Origin of the sequence: Streptomyces sp. SJL17-4 (genome assembly GCF_036826855.1) — a bacterium.
Lineage (GTDB): Bacteria > Actinomycetota > Actinomycetes > Streptomycetales > Streptomycetaceae > Streptomyces.
The window spans coordinates 5,713,811-5,734,944 of sequence record NZ_CP104578.1 but is presented as its reverse complement, the minus strand read 5'-3'; the positions used below and the strand labels follow the sequence as shown (position 1 = coordinate 5,734,944).

The window sequence follows — 21,134 nt, the reverse complement described above, 5'->3', positions numbered from 1 at the left end:
GTCAGTCCCTCATGTGGGGAGGCGGGCCCGCGAGCGGCGGTGTTCCGCCGCCGTTCTCGTCGGGGGCGACCAACTGCGACTTCGGGTCGTACGGCTTGATCGCGGGGGCGTCGATGGTGCCGTCGGCGTTGATCTTCGGCAGGGCCTTCTGCGGCTTCGGCAGCAGGGCGCGCTTGAGGTCCTGGTTGCCCGCGTCGTCGAGGCCGTAGAGGGCGTCGTAGATGTTGCGCACGGCGGGGCCGGAGGCGCCGGAGCCGGTGCCGCCCTGGGAGATCGTCATGACGATGGTGAAGTCGTCGGTGTAGGTCGCGAGCCACGAGGTGGTCTGCTTGCCGTAGACCTGGGCGGTGCCGGTCTTCGCCCGCATCGGGATCTTGTCCTGGGGCCAGCCGCCGAACCGCCAGGCGGCGGTGCCGCCGGGCTCGACGACGGAGCGCAGTCCCTTGTCGAGGTCGCGGATGGTCTGGGCGCCGACCGGCAGTTTGCCGTGGGCGGTGGGCTTGATCTCCCGGATCGACTTGCCGTCGGGGCTGATCACGGCCTTGCCGACGGTGGGGTTGTAGAGCGTGCCGCCGTTGGAGATGGCGGCGTAGGCGGTGGCCATCTGGATGGGGGTGACGAGGACGTCGCCCTGGCCGATGGCGAAGTTGATGCTGTCGTAGGCCTTCAGCTGGTTGCCTTCGAGGCAGTTCTCGTAGGCGATCTGCTCGACGTAGGTGCCGCCCTTCTTGCCCTGCTTGCACCAGGCGTCCTTGTTCGCCGCCCAGAAGTTCTGCTTCCACGTGCGGTCGGGGATGCGGCCGGTGACCTCGTTCGGCAGGTCGACGCCGGTCTCGGAACCGAGTCCGAAGTCACGGGCGGTCGTGTAGAACCAGTTGTGGGCGTCCTTGTTCGGCTTGATCCCGCCGTCGCGCTGCCACTCCTTGTGGCCCAGGGCGTAGAAGACGGTGTTGCAGGAGAACTTGAGGGCGTCCCCGAGAGTGATGGGGCCGTGGCCCTGGGACTCGAAGTTGGCGAAGCTGCGGCTGCCCAGGCTGTAGGAGCTGCTGCAGTTGTACTTGTCGTTGAAGTCGTAGCCGGCGCGCACGGCGGCGCTGGCCGACACCACCTTGAAGATGGAGCCCGCGGGGGCCTGGCCCTGGATGGCCCGGTTGAGCAGCGGGTAGTTGGAGCCCTTGCTGGTCATCGCGGCGTAGTCCTTGGCGGAGATGCCGCCGACCCAGGCGTTGGGGTCGTAGTCGGGCTGGGAGGCCATCGCGACGACGCGGCCGGTCTTGGTCTCCATGACGACGACGGCGCCCGAGTCGGCCTCGTACTTACGGCCGGTGATCTTGTCGGTCTCGCCCCGGACGACCTTCATCGCCGCGTTGAGCTCGTACTCGGCGACGGCCTGGACCCGGGCGTCGATGCTGGTGACGAGGGTGGAGCCGGCGACGCCGGGGTCGGACTTCGTCTGGCCCATGACGCGGCCGAGGTTGTCGACCTCGTAGCGGGTCACGCCGGCCTTGCCGCGCAGCTCCTTGTCGTACGTGCGCTCGATGCCGGAGCGGCCGACCTGGTCGGAGCGGAGGAACGGCGAGTCGGTGTCCTTGGCCTTCTCGATCTCCCCGTCGGTGACGGGCGAGAGGTAGCCGAGCACCTGCGCGGTACGGGCCTTTCCGGGCGCGGCGTAGCGGCGGACGGCGGTGGGCTCGGCGGTGATGCCGGGGAAGTCCTCGGAGCTCTCCCGGATGGTCAGCGCCTGCTGGGTGGTGGCCTCGTCCGTGACCGGGATCGGCTGGTAGGGCGAACCGTTCCAGCAGGGCTTCGGGGTCTTGGAGTCGCAGAGCCGGATCTTGTTGATGACGTCGTCGGGCTTCATCTCGAGGACGTCGGCGAGCCGGGTCAGGACCGCTTTGCCGCGGTCCTTCATCTTCATCAGCTCGGTGCGGGAGGCGGAGACCACGAGCCGGGTCTCGTTGTCGGCGAGCGGGACGCCGCGGGCGTCGAGGACGGAGCCGCGCACGGCGGGCTGCACGACCTGCTGGACGTGGTTGTTCTTCGCCTCGTCCGTGTACTCCTTGCCGTTGCGGATCTGGAGGTACCAGAGCCGGCCCCCCAGGGTCAGCAGCAGCGAGAAGACGAGGATCTGGATGACGACGAGCCGGATCTGGACCCGGGGGGTCCGCCCTGTCTCGGGGATGTTGCTCATACTGCCGGTGCCCCCTCGGTCACAGTCGCTTGACTCCCTTGATGCGTCCGGCCCGTGAGGCGCGGCTCCGGGCGGTCTTCACCCGCAGGCCGCCGCGCTGGTTCCCGATCCTCAGGCCGGTGCCGGAGGAGAGCCAGCCGGAGGCGACGTCGGTGCCGTTGCCCCCGCCGGCGTCGGCGAGCGGGTCGTTCTCCGCGCGGCGGGCCAGCGCCATGATGAGCGGCACCGTGAAGGGCGCGAGGAGCAGGTCGTAGACGGCCGCGGTGAACAGCAGGGACCCCAGGCCGACATGGCGGGCGGCGGTGTCGCCGACGAGGGCGCCCACCCCCGCGTACAGCAGGGTGGAGCCGACGGCGGCCGCGACGACGACGGCCATGGGGCCGGCCGCCGAGGTCAGCCGGCCGTTCTCCGGGCGGGCCAGGCCGACGAGGTAGCCGATGACGCAGAGCACCAGGGCGTAGCGTCCGGCGGCGTGGTCGGCGGGCGGGGCCAGGTCGGCGAGGAGGCCGGCGCTGAAGCCGATGAGCGAGCCGCTGACGGGTCCGTACACCAGGGCCAGGCCGACGACGGTGAGCAGGACCAGGTCGGGGACGGCACCGGGGAGCTGGAGCCGGGCGAGGACGGAGACCTGCACGACCAGGGCCACCACGATCAGGGTGGCGGAGAGGAGGATCCGGTTGAACTTCACGGTGTCGCGTCCCCCTGGTCCTGGCCCTGACCCTGCTGGTTCTGCCCCTGTTGGTTCTGACCCTGTTGGTTCTGCTGCTGTCCGTCGGCGGCCTGCTGTCCGTCCGGTGGCGGTGGCGTCACCGTGACCGTGACGGTCGGCGCGGGCTTGGGCTTCTGCGGCAGGACCATGTCGCGCGGGTCGGCACGGGGGGCCTGGACGACGACGCCGACGATGTCGAGCTTGCTGAAGCCGACGTACGGGCGGACGTAGATGTTGCGGGTCAGGCCGCCGCCCGCGGGGTCGATGCGGACGACCTCGCCGACCGGGACGCCGGGCACGAAGGGCCTGTCGCCGGCGGAGCCGAAGGTGACGAGCCGGTCGCCGGCCTTCACCTTGGCCTTGCCGTTGAGGAGCTGCACGAGCAGCGGCTGGTCGCCCTGGCCGGTGGCGAAGCCGAGTTCGTTCGACTTCTCCATGCGGGTGCCGACGGTGAAGTCGGGGTCGTTGGCCAGGAGGACCGTGGAGGTCGACGGACCGACGGTGGTCACGCGGCCGACGAGTCCGGCGCCGTTGAGGACGGTCATGTCCCGCTGGACGCCGTCGCGCGCGCCGATGTCGATGGTGACCGTCCAGGAGAAGCCCTGGGCCGCTCCTATGGCGATGACCTGCGCGCCCTTGATGCCGTACTGCCCGGCGCCGGCGGTCTTCAGGATGGAGTCGAGCTCCCGCAGCCGGTTGCGGTTGCGGTCGTCGCTGCCGAGCTCCGCCTTGAGCTCGGCGTTCTCCTTCTCCAGAGCGGCGATCCGGGTGTGCCGCTCGCCGGAGTCCCGGACCGCGCCTATGGCGTTGCCGATGGGATCGACGGCGGCCGCCACACCGTTCTCGACCGGCCCGAAGACCGCCGCTGCGGCCTGCCGGGCACCGTCGACGGGTGACTCCTGGCCGCCGCGGATGTCCACCGTGATCAGTGCGAACGCGATGGCGATCAGCAGCACCAGGAGCAGCCGGCTCTCTCGTGTGTCCCTCACGTGCGGCGGCCGTGCCTTTCCTCGTGGTTCGGTTGTTCGGCTGTACTACTGCGGCTTTACCACCGCGGTTCCAGCGGCAGTACCGCGGTTCTAGCGGCGCGGCTGGGCGTCCAGGACCTGCTGGAGGGCCTCGAACTCCTCCACGCACTTGCCGGAGCCGAGCGCCACCGAGTCCAGCGGGTCCTCGGCGATGTGGATCGGCATACCGGTCTCGCGGCGGAGGCGCTCGTCGAGGCCGCGCAGCAGGGCGCCGCCACCTGTGAGAACGATGCCGCGGTCCATGACGTCACCGGAGAGTTCCGGCGGGCACTTGTCGAGGGTGGTCTTCACCGCGTCGACGATGGCGTTGACCGGCTCCTCGATGGCCTTGCGGACCTCGGCGGCCGAGATGACCACGGTCTTGGGCAGACCGGAGACCAGGTCACGGCCGCGGATCTCGGTGTGCTCGTCCTTGTCGAGGTCGTACGCGGAACCGATGGTGATCTTGATCTGCTCGGCGGTGCGCTCACCGAGGAGGAGCGAGTACTCCTTCTTGATGTGCTGGATGATCGCGTTGTCCAGCTCGTCGCCGGCGACCCGGATCGACTGTGCCGTGACGATTCCGCCGAGGGAGATGACGGCGACCTCGGTGGTGCCGCCACCGATGTCCACGACCATGTTGCCGGTGGCCTCGTGGACGGGGAGGCCCGAGCCGATCGCCGCCGCCATGGGCTCCTCGATGATGTGCACCTGGCGGGCGCCGGCCTGCGTCGAGGCCTCGATGACGGCGCGGCGCTCCACTCCGGTGATGCCGGAGGGCACGCAGACGACGACCCGGGGGCGGGCCAGGTAGCGGCGCTTGTGGATCTTGAGGATGAAGTAGCGGAGCATCCGCTCGGTGATCTCGAAGTCGGCGATCACGCCGTCCTTCAGGGGCCGGACGGCGACGATGTTGCCGGGGGTCCGGCCGATCATCTTCTTCGCCTCGGCTCCCACCGCGAGGATGCCACCGGTGTTGGTGTTGATGGCGACGACGGACGGTTCGTTGAGGACGATGCCACGCCCCCTGACGTACACCAGCGTGTTGGCAGTCCCGAGGTCGATAGCCATGTCACGGCCGATGAACGACATTGAGTTCCCCTTGTTTCCCATGAGGATGCTTCAGGCCTTCCCCAGCGAGCGTTGACGGCTTCTCAGGTAGGCGAAACGGTGGCTGAAGTGGGTGGCTGAAGGTGGTGCGGCGTGGAGTTTTCCATCGTAGTGCCGCCCGCCCGGATACCGCGCGGTGGTCCACCTCTGTAAACAGGTGACGGTAGGACGCGGCGATCCGTTCCCGGGATCGGCGTTCATATGCCTGGGGGCGACCGAATTCCTTCGGTCGCCCCACAGGCTGCTGCGTTCGGCTGACGCCGAGTCAGCGATGTCCGGTCCGGTCAGACGAGGCCGGGGAAGAAGATCTTCAGCTCGCGCAGGGCCGACTCCTCCGAGTCGGAGGCGTGGATCAGGTTCTCCCGGACGATGGTGCCGAAGTCGCCGCGGATCGAACCGGGCGCGGCGGCGATCGGGTCGGTCGGACCGGCCAGCTGGCGTACGCCCTCGATGACCCGCTCGCCCTCGACGACGAGCGCGACGACGGGGCCGGAGGACATGAAGCCCATCAGCGGCTCGTAGAAGGGCTTGCCCTTGTGCTCGCCGTAGTGCTGCTCCAGGGTCTCCTGGTCCAGCTCGCGCAGCTCCAGGGCCGCCAGGGTCCAGCCGGCCTTGCGCTCGATACGGCCGATGATCTCGCCGACCAGGCCACGGCGGACGGCGTCGGGCTTGAGCAGGACGAGCGTGCGCTGGCTCACGGGGGAACTCCTTCGGAAAAGCGGTGTGCGGGACCTCCGAGGCTACAGGCCCCGCACGCCCCTCGATTACGCAGCGTCAGGCCCTGCCGAGGCCCCCGCGGCCTGGGCCTCGGCCCATCGTGCCTTGATGTCGTCGATCCGTCGCCCATAGTGAACGGAGGCCCACCACAGACCGGCGAAAACCGCCCCGAGGAAGAACATCGTCGGCACGACGAAGCCGCTGAGGATCAGGCCGATCTGCAGGGCCCAGCCGAGCTGAACGCCGCCGGGGCGGGTGACCATCCCACAGAGCAGCACCGAGATGACCATCGCGACACCGCACACCCACCAGACGGTGGACATCGCGAGACTGTCGTCCTTCATCGCGACGAGACCGGCGAAGCCGATCACGAAGAACTCGCCGATGAGCGTCGAGGAACAGAGCGTACGCATCAGGTTCAGCCCCTTCGCAGCAGCAGCCGGGCGTCGCCGACCGTGAAGATCGAACCGGTCACGAGGACACCCGCGCCGCCGTACTCGGCCTCTTCCTCCGCGAGGGTGATGGCCGCCTCCAGGGCGTCGGGCAGCCGCGGCTCCACGACGACCCGGTCCTCGCCGAAGACCTCGACCGCGAGGGCGGCGAGCTCGTCCACGTCCGTGGCGCGGGGGTTGGAGTTCGCCGTGATGACGACCTCCGCGAAGATCGGCTCGAAGGCCTCCAGGAGGCCCTTGGCGTCCTTGTCGCCGCTCGTGGAGACCACGCCGACGAGCCGGGAGAAGCCGAAGGCCTCACTGACGCCCTCCGCCGTCGCCCGCGCGCCGTGCGGGTTGTGCGCGGCGTCCAGGATCACCGTCGGGGACGAGCGGACGATCTCCAGGCGGCCGGGCGAGGCCACCTGGGCGAAGGCCTGCCGGACCGTGTCGAGGTCCAGGGTCCGCGCGTGCTCCGCGCCGATCCCGAAGAAGGCCTCGACGGCCGCCAGCGCCACCGCCGCGTTGCGCGCCTGGTAGGCGCCGTGCAGCGGCAGGAAGATGTTGTCGTACTCGCCGCCCAGACCGCGCAGGGTGAGGAGCTGGCCGCCGACCGCGACCTCGCGGGCGACGATGCCGAACTCCATGCCCTCACGGGCCACGGTGGCGTCCGCCTCGACGGCCTTCTTCAGCAGGACCTGCGCCGCGTCCACCGGCTGCTGGGCCAGGATCACGGTCGCGCCCTGCTTGATGATCCCGGACTTCTCGCCGGCGATCTCGGCGGTCGTGCCGCCGAGCCGGTCCGTGTGGTCCAGGTCGATCGGGGTGACGACGGCGACGGAGCCGTCGATGACGTTCGTCGCGTCCCAGGCGCCGCCCATGCCGACCTCGACGACGGCCACGTCGACCGGGGCGTCGGCGAAGGCCGCGTACGCCATCCCGGTGAGGACCTCGAAGAAGGAGAGCCGGTACTCCTCGCGGGCGTCGACCAGCTCCACGTACGGCTTGATGTCCTGGTACGTCTCGATGAACCGCTCGGCGGAGATCGGGGCGCCGTCCAGGCTGATGCGCTCGGTGATGGTCTGCACGTGCGGCGACGTGTACCGCCCGGTGCGCAGCTCGAAGGCGCCGAGCAGGGCCTCGATCATGCGGGCCGTCGACGTCTTGCCGTTGGTGCCGGTGATGTGGATCGAGGGGTACGCGCGCTGCGGCTCGCCCAGGACGTCCATCAGGGCCGCGATCCGGGTGACCGAGGGCTCCAGCTTGGTCTCGCCCCAGCGGGTGGACAGCTCGGTCTCGACCTCGCGCAGCGCCTTGTCGAGCTCCGGGTCCTCCGGGCGGCTCGGCACGGGGTCGCCCTGGGGCCGGCCGCCCTGGGTGCGCAGGGTGCGGCTGCCGGCCTCGATCACCGCCAGGTCGGGATCACGCGTGGTTTCGGCGTCGACGATGTCGTCGAACTGGTCACTCGGGTCGCTCGGCTCACTCACGGGGCCCAGTCTACGGAGGGGCACCGACAGGACCATGGACCCACCCCTTTCGGGACGTCCGGTCCCCCGTCCGCCGCAGCCGCCGGGCAAACTTGGCGATCATGGACATCCGGCACTTCGTCCGCAAGGCGGCATCGTGCTGACCGGCGGCGGGGCGCTGCTGGCTGCAGCGGGTGCTGGGGAAGGCGGAGACGGTGCGCTGAACGAGTCTCAGGCCGGGGTCTGGCGCGCCAGGCCCGTCGGCAGCAGCGCCGTGACCTCGTAGCCGTCGCCCTCCCGGCGCGCCTTCAGCGTGCCGCCCATGCTGGTGACCCGCTCCTCCATCGAGAAGAGCCCGGTGCCGGTGGAGACGGGCGCCGGGTCCGGCGGGCTCTTCGGCAGCGGGTTGCGGACCTCGATGCGCAGATCGGGGCCCACCACCGTGATCGCGACCGTCACGGGCAGCCCGGGGGCATGCTTCGCGGCGTTCGTCAGACACTCCCGCACGACCCGGTGGACGGCCGCCTGCCGCAGCGGCGAGAGGGCCTTCGCCTCCTCGGCGACCGTCAGCTCGACGGGGCTGCCCATCCGCTCGCTCTCCCCGGCGAGCGCGGCGAGCCCTTCGAGGCCGGGGGTGGCCGCGCCGCGGTCGGCGCGGCGGACGATCGTCTCGTTGAGCATGAGGTGGGCGCGCCGGGCGGTGTCCGCGAGCTCCTCGAAGTCCTTCTGGTGGGCCTCGCCCCTGGCCCGTACGGCGAGGACCTCGGCGCGCACCGCGAGGACGGTCAGCTCGCGGCCGACCAGGTCGTGGACGTCCCGGCCGACGGAGATCCGCTCCTCCTGGACGGCCTGCCGGGCGACGGCCTCGCGCCGCTGGACCTCCAGGGCGCGGACGAGGTCCTGCCGGTACGCGGCGATGCCGACGCCGGCCGCGAGGACCCCGATGGGGACGACGATGCTCAGGAAGTCGCTCAGGGTGTCGCCGTGCCGGGCGGGCCAGCCGGGCGTATGGAAGAGGCTGCCGGCCACGCCGACGTACAGCAGGGTGGCGACGACGGCGGCACGCCGGCCCCGGTAGCGGCCGATCGAGTACAGCGCGAACTGGATCATGGTCAGCTCGTGCAGCCAGCCCATCAGCCCGAGCGCCACCAGGTACGGCACCCAGGGCAGCCTGCGCCGGAGCACCAGGGTGGCGGCGCCGGCCGCGAGGACCAGGGTGGCGGTGACGCCGGTCAGGGAGTTGTCGGCGCGGGCGAGCCCCGGCACGTCCAGGCACATGAGGCCGAAGGCGCTGAGCGCGGCGACGACGTCGAGGGCGCGGGGCGAGACCGCCCACCGGTCCACGCAACGGCGCAGCGCGGGGACGGTGGGGAGGCGGAGCATGCCCTCCATCATCCAAGGTCTTTCGTCCCGACGACGTGGACCTGAAGTCCCGTCTGATGTGACATCGGGCACTTCGTCCGTATTCGAGTTTGGCTGACCGAGGACGCGAAAGGGGCCCGGAACCGAGCGTCGGTTCCGGGCCCCTTCCTGACGGGCTACGCCTCCGGCAGGTTCGCCAGCTGCGTCTGGATACGGGCGATGTCCTCGTCCGCCTTGGCGAGGCGGGTACGGATCTTGTCGACCACGTTGTCCGGGGCCTTGGCGAGGAAGGCCTCGTTGCCGAGCTTCCCGTTCGCCTGGGCCTTCTCCTTCTCGGCGGCCGCGAGGTCCTTCGCGAGGCGCTTGCGCTCGGCGGCCACGTCGATCGTGCCCGAGAGGTCGAGCGCGACGGTGGCACCGGCGACCGGCAGGGAGGCGGTGGCGGAGAAGCCCTCGCCCTCCGGCTGGAGGCGCAGCAGCTGACGGATGGCCGCCTCGTGCGGGGCCAGCGCGGTGCCGGTCACGTCCAGGCGGGCCGGGACCTTCTGACCGGGCTGGAGGCCCTGGTCGGAACGGAACCGGCGGACCTCGGTGACGACCTGCTGGACCAGCTCGATCTCCTTCTCCGCGGCCTCGTCGCGGAAGCCGCTGTCCTTCGGCCAGTCCGCGACGACGAGGGACTCACCGCCGGTGAGGGTGGTCCACAGGGTGTCGGTGACGAAGGGCACGATCGGGTGCAGCAGGCGCAGCGTGACGTCGAGGACCTCACCGAGGACCCGGGCCGAGACCTTGGCCTGCTCGCCGCCGTCGAAGAAGGTCGTCTTGGACAGCTCGACGTACCAGTCGAAGACCTCGTCCCACGCGAAGTGGTAGAGGGCGTCGGCGAGCTTCGCGAACTGGTAGTCGTCGTAGAAGGCGTCCGCCTCGGAGACGACCTTGTTCAGCCGCGAGAGGATCCAGCGGTCGGTCGCCGACATGTCGGCGACGTCCGGCAGCGGGCCCTCGACGGTGGCGCCGTTCATCATGGCGAAGCGGGTCGCGTTCCAGATCTTGTTGGCGAAGTTCCGGGACGCCTGGACCCAGTCCTCGCCGATCGGGACGTCGACGCCCGGGTTGGCGCCCTTGGCCAGGGTGAAGCGCAGGGCGTCGGAGCCGTACTTGTCCATCCAGTCCAGCGGGTTGACCGTGTTCCCGAACGACTTCGACATCTTCTTGCCGAACTCGTCGCGGACCATGCCGTGGAACGCGATCGTGCGGAACGGCGGCTGACCGTCCATCGCGTACAGACCGAACATCATCATCCGGGCGACCCAGAAGAACATCAGGTCGTAGCCGGTGACCAGGACGGAGTTCGGGTAGAACTTCTCCAGGTCCGGCGTCTTCTCGGGCCAGCCCATCGTCGAGAACGGCCACAGGCCGGACGAGAACCAGGTGTCGAGGACGTCGGTGTCCTGCGTCCAGCCCTCGCCCGTCGGCGGCTCCTCGTCGGGGCCGACGCAGACCAGCTCGCCGTCGGGACCGTGCCAGACCGGGATGCGGTGGCCCCACCACAGCTGGCGCGAGATGCACCAGTCGTTGAGGTTGTCGACCCAGTCGAAGTAGCGCTGCGACATGTCGGCCGGGTGGATGTTCACCTGACCGTCGCGGACCGCGTCGCCGGCGGCCTTGGCCAGCGTCTCGACCTTGACCCACCACTGCAGGGACAGACGCGGCTCCAGCGTCGTCTTGCAGCGCGAGCAGTGGCCGACGGAGTGGGAGTACGGACGCTTCTCCGCGACGATCCGGCCGTCGGCCCGCAGGGCGGCGACGATCGCGGAGCGGGCCTCGAAGCGGTCCAGGCCCTGGAAGGGGCCGTGGACGGTGATGACGCCGCGCTCGTCGAGGACCTCGATGGACTCGAGGTCGTGGCGCTGGCCGATCGCGAAGTCGTTCGGGTCGTGCGCCGGGGTCACCTTGACGGCGCCCGTGCCGAACTCCGGGTCGACGTGGGTGTCGGCGACGACCGGGATGGTCCGGTCGGTCAGCGGCAGCTTGATCTGCTTGCCGATGAGGTGGGCGTAGCGCTCGTCATCGGGGTGGACGGCGACGGCGGTGTCACCGAGCATCGTCTCGGCGCGGGTGGTGGCGACGACGATGGTGTCCTCGCCCTCCCCGTACTTCATGGAGACGAGCTCGCCGTCGTCGTCCTGGTAGTCGACCTCGATGTCGGAGATGGCCGTCAGACAGCGCGGGCACCAGTTGATGATGCGCTCGGCGCGGTAGATCAGGCCGTCGTCGAACATCTTCTTGAAGACGGTCTGGACGGCGCGGGACAGGCCCTCGTCCATGGTGAAGCGGTCACGGCTCCAGGCCAGGCCCTCGCCGAGGCGGCGCATCTGGCCGGCGATCTGACCGCCGGACTCGGCCTTCCACTCCCAGACGCGCTCGACGAAGGCCTCGCGGCCCAGGTCGTGGCGGGACTTGCCCTCCTTGGCGAGCTCGCGCTCGACGACGTTCTGGGTGGCGATGCCGGCGTGGTCCATGCCGGGCTGCCACAGCGTCTCGAAGCCCTGCATGCGCTTGCGGCGGGTGAGGGCGTCGATCAGCGTGTGCTCGAAGGCGTGGCCCAGGTGGAGCGACCCGGTGACGTTCGGCGGCGGGATGACGATCGTGTACGCGGGCTTCTCGCTCTTCGCGTCCGCCTCGAAGTAACCCCGGTCTACCCAGCGCTCGTACAGCGGCCCCTCTACCTCGGCCGGCGCGTACTGGGTCGGCAGTTCGGTGGTGGGCGCTGTCTGCTGCTGAGTGTTCTCGGTCACGGGGCCAGTTTAGGGGTGTCCCCGTGCTGTCCTGAAACGCTTTGGTTCGGTAACGGTGTGGCCCCCGCCGCACTGACGCCCCGGCGGTTCCGCCAGGATGTTCGGTAGGCATAAACATCCTGTGAGGGGAACCTGTCGATGAGCTACAACCAGCCGGGACCGTACGGTCAGCAGCCGCAGCAGCCCGGGCCCTACGGCCAGCAGCCGGGACCGTACGGGCAGCAGCCGCAGCAGCCGGGCCCGTACGGCCAGCAGCAGGCCCCGCAGCCCGGTTACGGCTACCCCCAGCAGGCCCCGCAGGGCGTCCCGCCGCAGCAGCCCCCCTACGGCTACCCGCAGCAGGGCCAGCAGCCCAACCCTTACGGCCAGCAGCCCCCGTACGGCGCCCCCCAGGGCCCCGGCGGCTACGTCCCCCACCCCCCGGCCCCGAAGAAGTCGAAGGCGGGCTGGATCATCGGCGCGGTCGCGGTGGTGGCGGCGATCGGCGTGGGCGCGTACTTCGTCTTCGGTGGCGGTGCCGGCGCTTCGGTCGCGAACGACGGCCCGCACAAGCTGATCACCCCGGAGACGGTGCTCACCGAGTACAAGAAGGACGGCAGCAACAAGTCGAGTGGCGACGACTCCCTCAAGGAGGCTTCGCAGAAGGGCGTCAAGAACGCCCAGCAGGTCCGTGCCGGCTACAAGGTGGAGGACAAGACCAACCCCCTCGGGGGCAAGTTCCTCTCCTTCAACGGTCTCTACGGCGAGATCGACGACCCGGAGCAGCTCGTCGACGACGTGTTCGCCAGCGCCAAGGCCGAGTCCGACAAGGAGGCGGGCAAGCCGGGCTCGCCGCAGCTGGAAGGCAGCCCCCAGGAGTACACACCGGCCGAGCTCGACGGCGCGGTCCTCAAGTGCCAGCAGGCCAAGGGCAAGGCGGACGCCACCACCAGCATGCCCGCCTTCACCGTGACGATGTGCGTGTGGGCCGACCACAGCACGGTGGGCTTCGTGGTCCCGACCGACGCGTCCGCGCTGGTCTCGGGCAAGGCCGGCTCCCCCGAGGACGCCGCCGCCATCACCGCCAAGCTCCGCAAGGAAGTCCGCGTCAAGCTCTGATCCGCGGCGCACACGGAGAAGGGGCGCCCCGCCGGTCGGCGGGGCGCCCCTTCCATGTCCGTACGGCTCAGGCCGACTTCTCGTGCCTGCCGTCGTTCTTCACGATGCGCGGGACCAGCGTCGGGTTGACGTTGTTGCGGACGACGTCCGCCGTGATGACCACGCGGGCCACGTCCTTGCGGGACGGGACCTCGTACATCACCGACTGGAGGACCTCCTCCATGATGGCCCGCAGGCCGCGCGCGCCGGTGCCGCGGAGGATCGCCTGGTCGGCGATGGCCTCCAGGGCCGGGCGGTCGAAGTCCAGCTCCACGCCGTCGAGTTCGAAGAGGCGCTGGTACTGCTTCACCAGCGCGTTCCGCGGCTCGACCAGGATCTGGAGGAGCGCCTCGCGGTCCAGGTTGTGGACGGAGGTGAGGACGGGGAGGCGGCCGATGAACTCGGGGATCATCCCGAACTTCACCAGGTCCTCCGGCATGACCTCCTGGAACTGGTCGCTCGCCTCGATCTCGCGCTTGGAGCGGATGGTCGCCCCGAAGCCGATGCCCTTGGCGCCCGCCCGCGACTCGATGATCTTCTCCAGGCCGGCGAAGGCGCCGCCCACGATGAAGAGCACGTTCGTCGTGTCGATCTGGATGAACTCCTGGTGCGGGTGCTTCCGGCCGCCCTGCGGCGGGACCGAGGCCGTCGTCCCTTCCAGGATCTTCAGGAGGGCCTGCTGCACGCCCTCGCCGGAGACATCGCGGGTGATCGACGGGTTTTCGCTCTTACGGGCGACCTTGTCGATCTCGTCGATGTAGATGATTCCGGTCTCGGCCTTCTTGACGTCGTAGTCGGCCGCCTGGATCAGCTTGAGCAGGATGTTCTCGACGTCCTCGCCCACATAGCCGGCCTCCGTCAGCGCCGTCGCGTCGGCGATGGCGAACGGGACGTTGAGCATCCGCGCCAGCGTCTGGGCCAGGAGCGTCTTGCCGGAGCCCGTGGGGCCCAGCAGCAGAATGTTGGACTTCGCCAGTTCGATGGCGTCGTCACGGCCCGCCCCGCCGCCGTTCTCGCCGGCCTGGACGCGCTTGTAGTGGTTGTACACCGCGACCGAGAGGGCCTTCTTCGCGGGCTCCTGCCCGACGACGTACCCCTCGAGGAACTCGTAGATCTCGCGGGGCTTGGGGAGTTCCTCCCAGCGCACCTCGCTCGTCTCCGCGAGTTCTTCCTCGATGATCTCGTTGCAGAGGTCGATGCACTCGTCGCAGATGTACACACCGGGTCCCGCGATGAGCTTCTTCACCTGCTTCTGGCTCTTTCCGCAGAACGAGCACTTGAGCAGGTCGCCGCCATCACCGATGCGTGCCACGAGGTGCTTCCCCTTCGCCTGGGAGCGCTTGGTTCAGCGACTCCTGGTGCCTCATATTCGACGGTACCTTGCCGGGCCCCTCGTTCGGGCCCCCCTTGGCACGGTTCACATGGTCGCGATTCGGCCACGCGTACCGTGCCACGGGAAGGTAGGGCGTCAGTGTGCCGCGGCGGCCGTGCTCTTACGGGTCGAGACGATCTGGTCCACCAGGCCGTACGCCAGGGCGTCCTCGGCCGTGAGGATCTTGTCACGCTCGATGTCGTCGCGGATCTTCTCGATCGGCGTCGAGGAGTGCTTGGCCAGCATCTCCTCGAGCTGGCTGCGCATGCGCAGGATCTCGCGGGCGGCGATCTCCAGGTCGGAGAGCTGCTCACGGCCGGTGCCGCCGGACGGCTGGTGGATCAGCACGCGGGCGTTCGGCAGGGCCATCCGCTTGCCGGGGGTGCCGGCGGCGAGCAGCACGGCCGCGGCGGAGGCCGCCTGGCCCATGCAGACCGTCTGGATGTCCGGCTTCACGAACTGCATCGTGTCGTAGATCGCCGTCAGCGCGGTGAAGGAGCCACCGGGGCTGTTGATGTAGATGGAAATGTCGCGGTCCGGGTCCATCGACTCCAGGCACAGCAGCTGCGCCATGACGTCGTTGGCCGAGGCGTCGTCGATCTGCACCCCGAGGAAGATCACGCGCTCCTCGAAGAGCTTGGCGTACGGGTCGTACTCGCGGATGCCCTGCGAGGTGCGCTCGACGAAGCGCGGCACGACGTAGCGGTTGTCCATCGGCGCGCCGGTGTAGAGGCCGCTCGCGGAGAGGTTGTTCTGCATCTGGGTGTTCACCGTCCTGGTGGCGTTCGGTGGGCTGGGGCTCTTGGGCGGGCGGACGGGCTCAGGCGCCCGTGCCGCCGCCGCCCGGAACACCTGCGGCGTGCGTGATGATGTCGTCGATGAGGCCGTACTCCTTGGCCTCGTCCGCGGTGAACCAGCGGTCACGGTCACCGTCGCGGATGATCGTCTCGACGGTCTGGCCGGAGTGCTGCGCGGTGATCTCGGCCATGCGCTTCTTCGTGCGCAGGAGGTACTCGGCCTGGATCTTGATGTCGGAGGCGGTGCCGCCGATGCCGGCGGAGCCCTGGTGCATCAGGATGTCGGTGTTCGGCAGCGCGAAGCGCTTGCCGGCGGCACCGGCGGTGAGCAGGAACTGGCCCATGGAGGCCGCCATGCCCATACCGATGGTGACGACGTCGTTCGGGATGAACTGCATGGTGTCGTAGACCGCCATGCCGGCCGTCACCGAGCCGCCGGGGCTGTTGATGTACAGGTAGATGTCCTTGTCCGGCTCGGCGGCCAGGAGGAGCATCTGGGCGGTGATCTTGTTGGCGATCTCGTCGTCGACCTGCTGGCCGAGGAAGATGATCCGCTCGCCGAGCAGCCGGTTGTAGACATGGTCGCCGAGGCCGCCACCGATGGACGGCTCACCCGCGGCGTAAGGCTTCAGATTCGTCACGTATCCACCTGCTCGTCTCCGACGGCCAGGGCCGTCTCAGCGTCTCGTACCGAGGGCACTGCCCTCTCTTCATGGACCCTAACGCGCAGGTAGGACAACGCCATCCCGGTTCCCGAACTGTTCGCTGGGAGCGCAAGGTAGTTGGGGGCGCGTGGCCGGGTCCTCGTACGTCCACGGGCCCGTACGCACTGGAGTGCGTACGGGCCCGTGGAACGGGGTCCGCGCGGGGCGGAGGGCCCCTTACTTGTCCTCGGAGACCTCGGCCTCGCCGGTGACGGCCTCGACGGCCTCGGCGGCGGTCTCGACCTCGTCCTCGTCGTCGGAGAGGTCGACGACCTCACCGTTGCTGTCGACGACCTTGGCGGCCTCGACGACGACCGCGAGGGCCTTGCCGCGGGCGACCTCGCCGACGAGCATCGGAACCTGGCCGCCCTCGGCCACGGCCTGGGCGAACTGGTCGGGGCTCATGCCGGAGGAGGCGGCACGGCGGAACAGGTGCTCGGTGAGCTCCTCGCGGGAGACGTCGAGCTTCTCCTTGTTGACGAGCTCATCGAGGATGAACTGCGTCTTGATGCCCTTCTCGGCCTGCTCCTTGGTCTCGGCCAGGAACTCTTCCTCGGTCTTGCCCTGGATCTCCAGGTACTTCGCGAGGTCGAGGCCCATCTGGCCGAGCTGGTGGTGCTCCAGGTTGTGCTTGCGGGTGTTGATCTCGTCCTCGAGAAGCTTCTCGGGCATCGGGACCTCGACCAGCTTGAGGAGCTCGTCGAGGACGCGCTCCTGGGCCTGGGTGGCCTGGTCGAACTGCTTCATGTTCTCGAGGCGCTTGCGGCTGTCGGCCTTGAGCTCGTCGAGGGTGTCGAACTCCGACGCCATCTGCGCGAATTCGTCGTCGAGCTCGGGGAGCTCACGGGCGGAGACGGTGGTGACCTTGACGGTGACCTCCGCGTCCTTGCCCTCGGCGGAGCCGCCCTTCAGCTGCGAGGTGAAGGTGGCCTCGCCGCCGGCCTCCAGGCCCTTGACGGCCTCGTCGATGCCGTCGAGCAGCTCGCCCGAGCCGATGGTGTACGAGACGTCGCTCGCGACACCGTCGGGCAGGACCTCGCCGTCGACCTTGGCCTCGAGGTCGATGGTGACGACGTCGCCGTCCTGGGCGGCGCGCTCGACAGCGGAGGTCGAGGCGAAGCGCTCACGGAGCTGCTCCACGGACTTCTCGATGTCCTCGTCGGTGACCTCGACCGCGTCGACGGTGACCTCGATGCCGGAGTAGTCCGGGATCTCGAGCGTCGGGCGGATGTCGACCTCGGCGGTGAAGGCCAGCAGCTCGCCGTCCTTCAGCTCGGTGATGTCGACCTCGGGCTGGCCGAGCGGGTTGACCTCGGCCTCGTTGACGGCCTCGGTGTAGAACTTCGGGAGCGCGTCGTTGACGGCCTCTTCCAGCACGGCGCCGCGGCCGAACCGCTGGTCGATCACGCGAGCCGGGATCTTGCCCTTACGGAAGCCCTTGACCGTGACCTGCTGGTTGATCTTCTTGTACGCCGCGTCGAGGCTGTCCTTGAGCTCCTCGAAGGGCACCTCGACAGTGAGCCGAACCCGGGTCGGGTTCAGGGTCTCCACGGCGCTCTTCACGGTTCGGTCTCCTTGTGGCTGATTCCTGGAATCCACCGTCGCCGCGTGTGGCGGTTCCGGTGGCTCGGCCCGGTCAGAAAGACACACGGGCACGCAGCTTGCATAGTAACCGCAAGCGGGATGACGCCCACAACGTGATCAAGAGCGCGCGGGCTGTGCGCGTGATCGTCATGGTCGGGGTGGCGGGATTTGAACCCACGGCCTTCCGCTCCCAAAGCGGACGCGCTACCAAGCTGCGCCACACCCCGTCGGTGCGACACGTAGGGTACATGGATGGGGACTGTGCGGCGCCCCCCGTTTTCCGGGTGTGCACGAAGGGCCCCCGAACCGCTACCATGCTCTTCGTGCCGCGGTCCTCGTGACCTGCGGCGCGATGCTGTGCGGGTGTAGCTCAATGGTAGAGCACTAGTCTTCCAAACTAGCTACGCGGGTTCGATTCCCGTCACCCGCTCCACGAGCTCGGGGCCGGTCCGGAGAAGTCTTCTCCGGACCGGCCCCGAGGCGTTTCCGGAGGCTCGCGAGATGCCGGGTCCGGCAGGCTCGCGCAGACTGGGCTCAGCCCCTCTCCCGCCGCACCGGAGGCCGCGATGAAGGATCTGAAGTTCGAGCGGAAGCGCTCGCTGTCCCGTCTCGAAGCTGCCGATCAGCTGACCGCGCTCGCCGACGCCCTGAGGGCCGGCGGGGAGGCGGAACTGCGTCTGGGGGACGGAACGCTCAGCCTGCGCATCCCCGACGAGCTTCGCAGCGAGGTGGAGTTGGAGGTCGGCGACGGGGAGATCGAGCTGGAGATCGAGCTGAAGTGGTCGACGGACCGCCCTCGCCGGACGGCGCCGAGCCGCGCCGTCGCGGGCAGCGACCGCGCGGCGAAGCGGTCCGCCCCGAAGCGGTCCGCCCCGAAGCCCGTCGGGTCGGCGAAGCCCGCCCCCAAGAAGAGCGCCAAGGCCGCCAGGGGCGGCTAGACGGTCAGAACTTTATGGAGGCGACCGTCTGCGTTATCGAGTCCAGGAAGCGCTGGATGTCGTCGGCCATGCCGGTGGAGGCGAGGAAGAAGCCGAAGAGGACCGCGACCACCGCCGGGCCGCCCTTGAGGTTCCCCCCGCGGATCAGCACCACCAGGATGATTGCCAACAGCAACACCACAGACAGTGAAATGGCCACAACTGATCACACCCTCGGTCGGTCCCGCCCAGCTCGCCGGGGAGCACACGTCGCACCACACGCCCCCCGCTGTCTCCATGGTGCCATCAACTCCCCTGCCCCGGCCGCCCCGTGACGAATCGTCTCAGGCGCGGCGGGAGATGAGCAGCAGGGCCCGGTCGTCGTTGACGTCCTTGGCGACGGCCTCGATCAGGTCCCAGGCGACGCCGTCGAAGCCTTCCACGACGCAGCGGTCGGCCTCGCCGGTGAGGCGGTCGATGCCCTCGGCGATGTCCCGGTCGGCGGCCTCGACCAGGCCGTCGGTGAAGAGCATGAGGACGTCGCCGGGGCGCAGGGAGCCCTTGTCCGGGTGGAACTCGGCGCCGTCGTAGACACCGAGCAGCGGCCCGTCGGCGGCCTTCTCCTCCCAGCGTCCGCTGCCCGCGTGGAGCTGGAGGGCGGGCAGGTGGCCTGCGGAGAAGAGTTCGTAGTCGCCGGACTCCAGGTCCAGGACGAGGTGGATGGAGGTGGCGAAGCCCTCGTCCCAGTTCTGGCGGAGCAGATAGCCGTTGGCCGCGGGCAGGAAGCCGTGCGGCGGGAGCGAGCCGAGGAGTCCACCGAAGGCGCCGGAGAGCAGCAGGGAGCGGGAGGCCGCGTCCATGCCCTTGCCGGAGACGTCGGTGAGGACGACCTCCAGGGTCCGGCCGCCGTGGGTGCGGGCGGCGACGACGAAGTCGCCGGAGAACGACTGGCCGCCGGCCGGTCGCAGGGCCATCTCGCGGTGCCAGCCCTGCGGGAGCCGCGGCAGGGCGCTCTGGACGCGGATGCGCTCGCGCAGGTCGAAGAGCATGGTGCCGCCGCGCCGCCAGGGCACGCCGACGCGGGCCCGGAACTGGGCGATGAGCAGTCCGAAGAGTCCGCAGGCGGCGACGACCAGGACGGTGCCGGGGGTCACGCGCGCGGGGCCCTGGGTGTACGGGCCGAGGACGATGGACTCGACGATGAGGGCGCCGGCGGCGGCCGCGTACAGACCGAGCAGGCTGGCGGGGCGCAGCAGCAGCCCGCCGGCCACGATCGGCAGCACGAGGGCGGCGGGTGCGCACCAGACCGGGTCGAGGAGCGTTCCGAGGGCGATGGCCGGAATCATCAGCAGGAGTCCGGCGAAGGCGAGCCAGTCGGAGCCGTCCCCGCGGAAGTAGTCGACACCGGATCTGCGCAGCGCGATGCGGGCCCGGCGGGCGCGTCGGCGCATCCGGACCGCGTACGTCTTCACTCCGGCGCGGTGTCCCATTGGCCTGGACCCTATCCATCCCGTCCGACATCGCGCAGGGGTACCCCTGTGACAATGTGCGCGAAATCGGGTCGCCCCGGGCGGGCGTCGCTGATATCGATGGCATATGACTACGGAACTGCGGGTTCTCGACCCGACCGAGTGGGACCGCTGGTACGGGGTGTTGGAGCTTGCGTTCGGGGGTGTGCCGGAGGAGCCGGAAGAGCGACGGCTCTGGCAGGACCTGACCGAGCACGAGCGGTTCCTCGGTGCCTGGGACGGGGACCTTCCGGTGGGCACGGCGGGGGCGTTCTCGTTCGGTCTCACCGTGCCGGGCGGGGCGTCGGTGCCGGTGGCCGGGGTGACGATGGTGGGTGTGGCGGGGACGCATCGCCGCCGCGGGATCCTGACCTCGATGATGCGGCGGCAGCTGGACGACGTACGGGCGTGGGGCGAGCCGCTGGCCGTCCTGACGGCCTCGGAGCCGGAGATCTACGGGCGGTTCGGGTACGGCGCGGCCTCGTACACGGCGCACGCGACGATCCCCACGGACCGGGTGCGGCTGATGGTCCCGGACGGCACGGAGTCGGTGAGGCTGCGGGCCGCCGACCCGGCGGAGTCCCTGGGGGCGTGCGAGGCGGTGTACGCGCGTCTCGTACCGGCCCGGCCGGGAATGCTGGTCCGGCGACCGGGGTGGGAGCGGCTGCCGCTGCTCGACCCGGCGGGGAGCCGGGAGGGCGCGTCGGCACGGCAGTGCGTGCTGGCCGAGCGGGACGGGGAGGTCGTGGGCTTCGTGCGCTACGCGGTCAAGCCGGACTGGTCGCTCGCCGGGCCCGACGGGACGGTGGTGGTGCACGAACTGATGGGGCTCGACGCGGCGGCGAACGCGGCGCTGTGGCGGTTCGTGTGCGCGGTGGACCTGACCACGAAGGTACGGATCCACAGTCGGCCCGTGGACGACGCGTGGCTGGGCCTCGTGACGGACGTACGGCGGTGCCAGCCGACGCTGAGGGAGTCGCTGTTCGTGCGGCTGGTGGAGGTCGGCGGGGCGCTGGAGGCGCGGACGTATCAGGCGCCGGTGGATGTGGTGTTCGAGGTCGAGGACGCGTTCTGTCCCTGGAACGAGGGGCGGTGGCGGTTGGTCGGGGACCAGAAGGGCGCGACGTGTGTGCGGACGTCGGATCCGGCGGATCTGGCGCTGTCCGTACGGGAGTTGGGATCCGCCTATCTGGGCGGGACCTCGCTGGTTTCGCTGGCCGCGGCCGGGCGCGTACGGGAGCTGCGCGAGGGCGCGCTCGTGGAGGCGTCGGTGGCGTTCGGGTCGCCCGTCGCGCCGTGGCTGCCGCACGGGTTCTAGTGGGGC

Annotated in this window: 18 protein-coding genes and 2 tRNA genes; 4 read left to right on the top strand and 16 right to left on the bottom strand. The window is 69.8% G+C overall.

All coding sequences use genetic code 11. The features are described from left to right. Nucleotide 1: 1 nt before the first annotated feature. The 9 genes from mrdA to N5875_RS25700 all read right to left on the bottom strand — a co-directional run bounded on the left by mrdA (nt 2) and on the right by N5875_RS25700 (nt 11,791). Complete coding sequence (mrdA, locus tag N5875_RS25740) at nt 2–2,191, bottom strand: penicillin-binding protein 2 (RefSeq protein WP_318211191.1); 2,190 nt, start codon at nt 2,189–2,191, stop codon at nt 2–4. A gap of 19 nt (nt 2,192–2,210) precedes the next feature. Then, a complete protein-coding gene (gene mreD / locus N5875_RS25735; RefSeq protein WP_318211192.1) occupies nt 2,211–2,879 on the bottom strand; it encodes a rod shape-determining protein MreD in 669 nt (222 codons plus the stop codon). Next, nucleotides 2,876–3,889 (bottom strand): rod shape-determining protein MreC, encoded by a 1,014-nt coding sequence (gene mreC, locus N5875_RS25730; protein WP_318211193.1) that lies wholly within the window; start codon nt 3,887–3,889, stop codon nt 2,876–2,878. Before mreC ends, mreD begins: the two co-directional genes overlap by 4 nt. A gap of 90 nt (nt 3,890–3,979) precedes the next feature. Continuing rightward, complete coding sequence (locus tag N5875_RS25725; RefSeq protein WP_030317599.1) at nt 3,980–4,999, bottom strand: rod shape-determining protein; 1,020 nt, start codon at nt 4,997–4,999, stop codon at nt 3,980–3,982. A 302-nt stretch (nt 5,000–5,301) separates the two neighbouring features. Next, entirely contained in the window at nt 5,302–5,715 is a 414-nt protein-coding gene (gene ndk, locus N5875_RS25720; RefSeq protein ID WP_121830245.1) for a nucleoside-diphosphate kinase, read from the bottom strand. 66 nt (nt 5,716–5,781) lie between these two features. After that, nucleotides 5,782–6,147, bottom strand: coding sequence for a DUF4233 domain-containing protein (locus N5875_RS25715; protein WP_030317602.1), 366 nt, complete (start codon nt 6,145–6,147; stop codon nt 5,782–5,784). A gap of 5 nt (nt 6,148–6,152) precedes the next feature. Next, entirely contained in the window at nt 6,153–7,688 is a 1,536-nt protein-coding gene (locus N5875_RS25710; RefSeq protein ID WP_318211194.1) for a folylpolyglutamate synthase/dihydrofolate synthase family protein, read from the bottom strand. 174 nt (nt 7,689–7,862) lie between these two features. Then, the gene (locus N5875_RS25705; RefSeq protein ID WP_318211195.1) at nt 7,863–9,014 is read right to left on the bottom strand and encodes an ATP-binding protein; all 1,152 of its coding nucleotides are present in this window, start codon (nt 9,012–9,014) and stop codon (nt 7,863–7,865) included. Between the two features lie 155 nt (nt 9,015–9,169). Beyond that, complete coding sequence (locus N5875_RS25700) at nt 9,170–11,791, bottom strand: valine--tRNA ligase (RefSeq protein ID WP_318211196.1); 2,622 nt, start codon at nt 11,789–11,791, stop codon at nt 9,170–9,172. A gap of 138 nt (nt 11,792–11,929) precedes the next feature. On the opposite strand from N5875_RS25700, the gene N5875_RS25695 reads away from it, so the two are divergent. Next, entirely contained in the window at nt 11,930–12,889 is a 960-nt protein-coding gene (locus tag N5875_RS25695) for a hypothetical protein (protein WP_338496355.1), read from the top strand. A 67-nt stretch (nt 12,890–12,956) separates the two neighbouring features. Here N5875_RS25695 and clpX read toward each other — a convergent pair whose 3' ends face one another. The 5 genes from clpX to N5875_RS25670 form a co-directional block, all read right to left on the bottom strand. Further along, nucleotides 12,957–14,240 (bottom strand): ATP-dependent Clp protease ATP-binding subunit ClpX, encoded by a 1,284-nt coding sequence (gene clpX, locus N5875_RS25690; protein ID WP_024755522.1) that lies wholly within the window; start codon nt 14,238–14,240, stop codon nt 12,957–12,959. A 156-nt stretch (nt 14,241–14,396) separates the two neighbouring features. Beyond that, on the bottom strand, nt 14,397–15,059 hold the full coding sequence (locus tag N5875_RS25685) for an ATP-dependent Clp protease proteolytic subunit (protein WP_318211198.1): 663 nt from the start codon (nt 15,057–15,059) through the stop codon (nt 14,397–14,399). A gap of 61 nt (nt 15,060–15,120) precedes the next feature. Then, complete coding sequence (locus tag N5875_RS25680; protein ID WP_318211199.1) at nt 15,121–15,738, bottom strand: ATP-dependent Clp protease proteolytic subunit; 618 nt, start codon at nt 15,736–15,738, stop codon at nt 15,121–15,123. Between the two features lie 240 nt (nt 15,739–15,978). Further along, complete coding sequence (gene tig, locus N5875_RS25675) at nt 15,979–17,364, bottom strand: trigger factor (protein ID WP_318211200.1); 1,386 nt, start codon at nt 17,362–17,364, stop codon at nt 15,979–15,981. 171 nt (nt 17,365–17,535) lie between these two features. Beyond that, nucleotides 17,536–17,612, bottom strand: a tRNA-Pro gene (locus N5875_RS25670). A 132-nt stretch (nt 17,613–17,744) separates the two neighbouring features. Here N5875_RS25670 and N5875_RS25665 point away from each other — a divergent pair. Together N5875_RS25665 and N5875_RS25660 are read left to right on the top strand one after the other, a co-directional pair. Beyond that, nucleotides 17,745–17,818, top strand: a tRNA-Gly gene (locus tag N5875_RS25665). Between the two features lie 133 nt (nt 17,819–17,951). Further along, on the top strand, nt 17,952–18,323 hold the full coding sequence (locus N5875_RS25660) for an amphi-Trp domain-containing protein (protein ID WP_318211201.1): 372 nt from the start codon (nt 17,952–17,954) through the stop codon (nt 18,321–18,323). A gap of 4 nt (nt 18,324–18,327) precedes the next feature. Here N5875_RS25660 and N5875_RS25655 read toward each other — a convergent pair whose 3' ends face one another. Together N5875_RS25655 and N5875_RS25650 are read right to left on the bottom strand one after the other, a co-directional pair. After that, the gene (locus N5875_RS25655; RefSeq protein WP_015033610.1) at nt 18,328–18,522 is read right to left on the bottom strand and encodes a hypothetical protein; all 195 of its coding nucleotides are present in this window, start codon (nt 18,520–18,522) and stop codon (nt 18,328–18,330) included. A 124-nt stretch (nt 18,523–18,646) separates the two neighbouring features. Further along, nucleotides 18,647–19,792, bottom strand: coding sequence for a PP2C family protein-serine/threonine phosphatase (locus N5875_RS25650; protein ID WP_318211202.1), 1,146 nt, complete (start codon nt 19,790–19,792; stop codon nt 18,647–18,649). A gap of 106 nt (nt 19,793–19,898) precedes the next feature. Here N5875_RS25650 and N5875_RS25645 point away from each other — a divergent pair, with 106 nt between their 5' ends. Next, the gene (locus tag N5875_RS25645) at nt 19,899–21,128 is read left to right on the top strand and encodes a GNAT family N-acetyltransferase (protein WP_338496339.1); all 1,230 of its coding nucleotides are present in this window, start codon (nt 19,899–19,901) and stop codon (nt 21,126–21,128) included. Nucleotides 21,129–21,134: the final 6 nt, after the last annotated feature.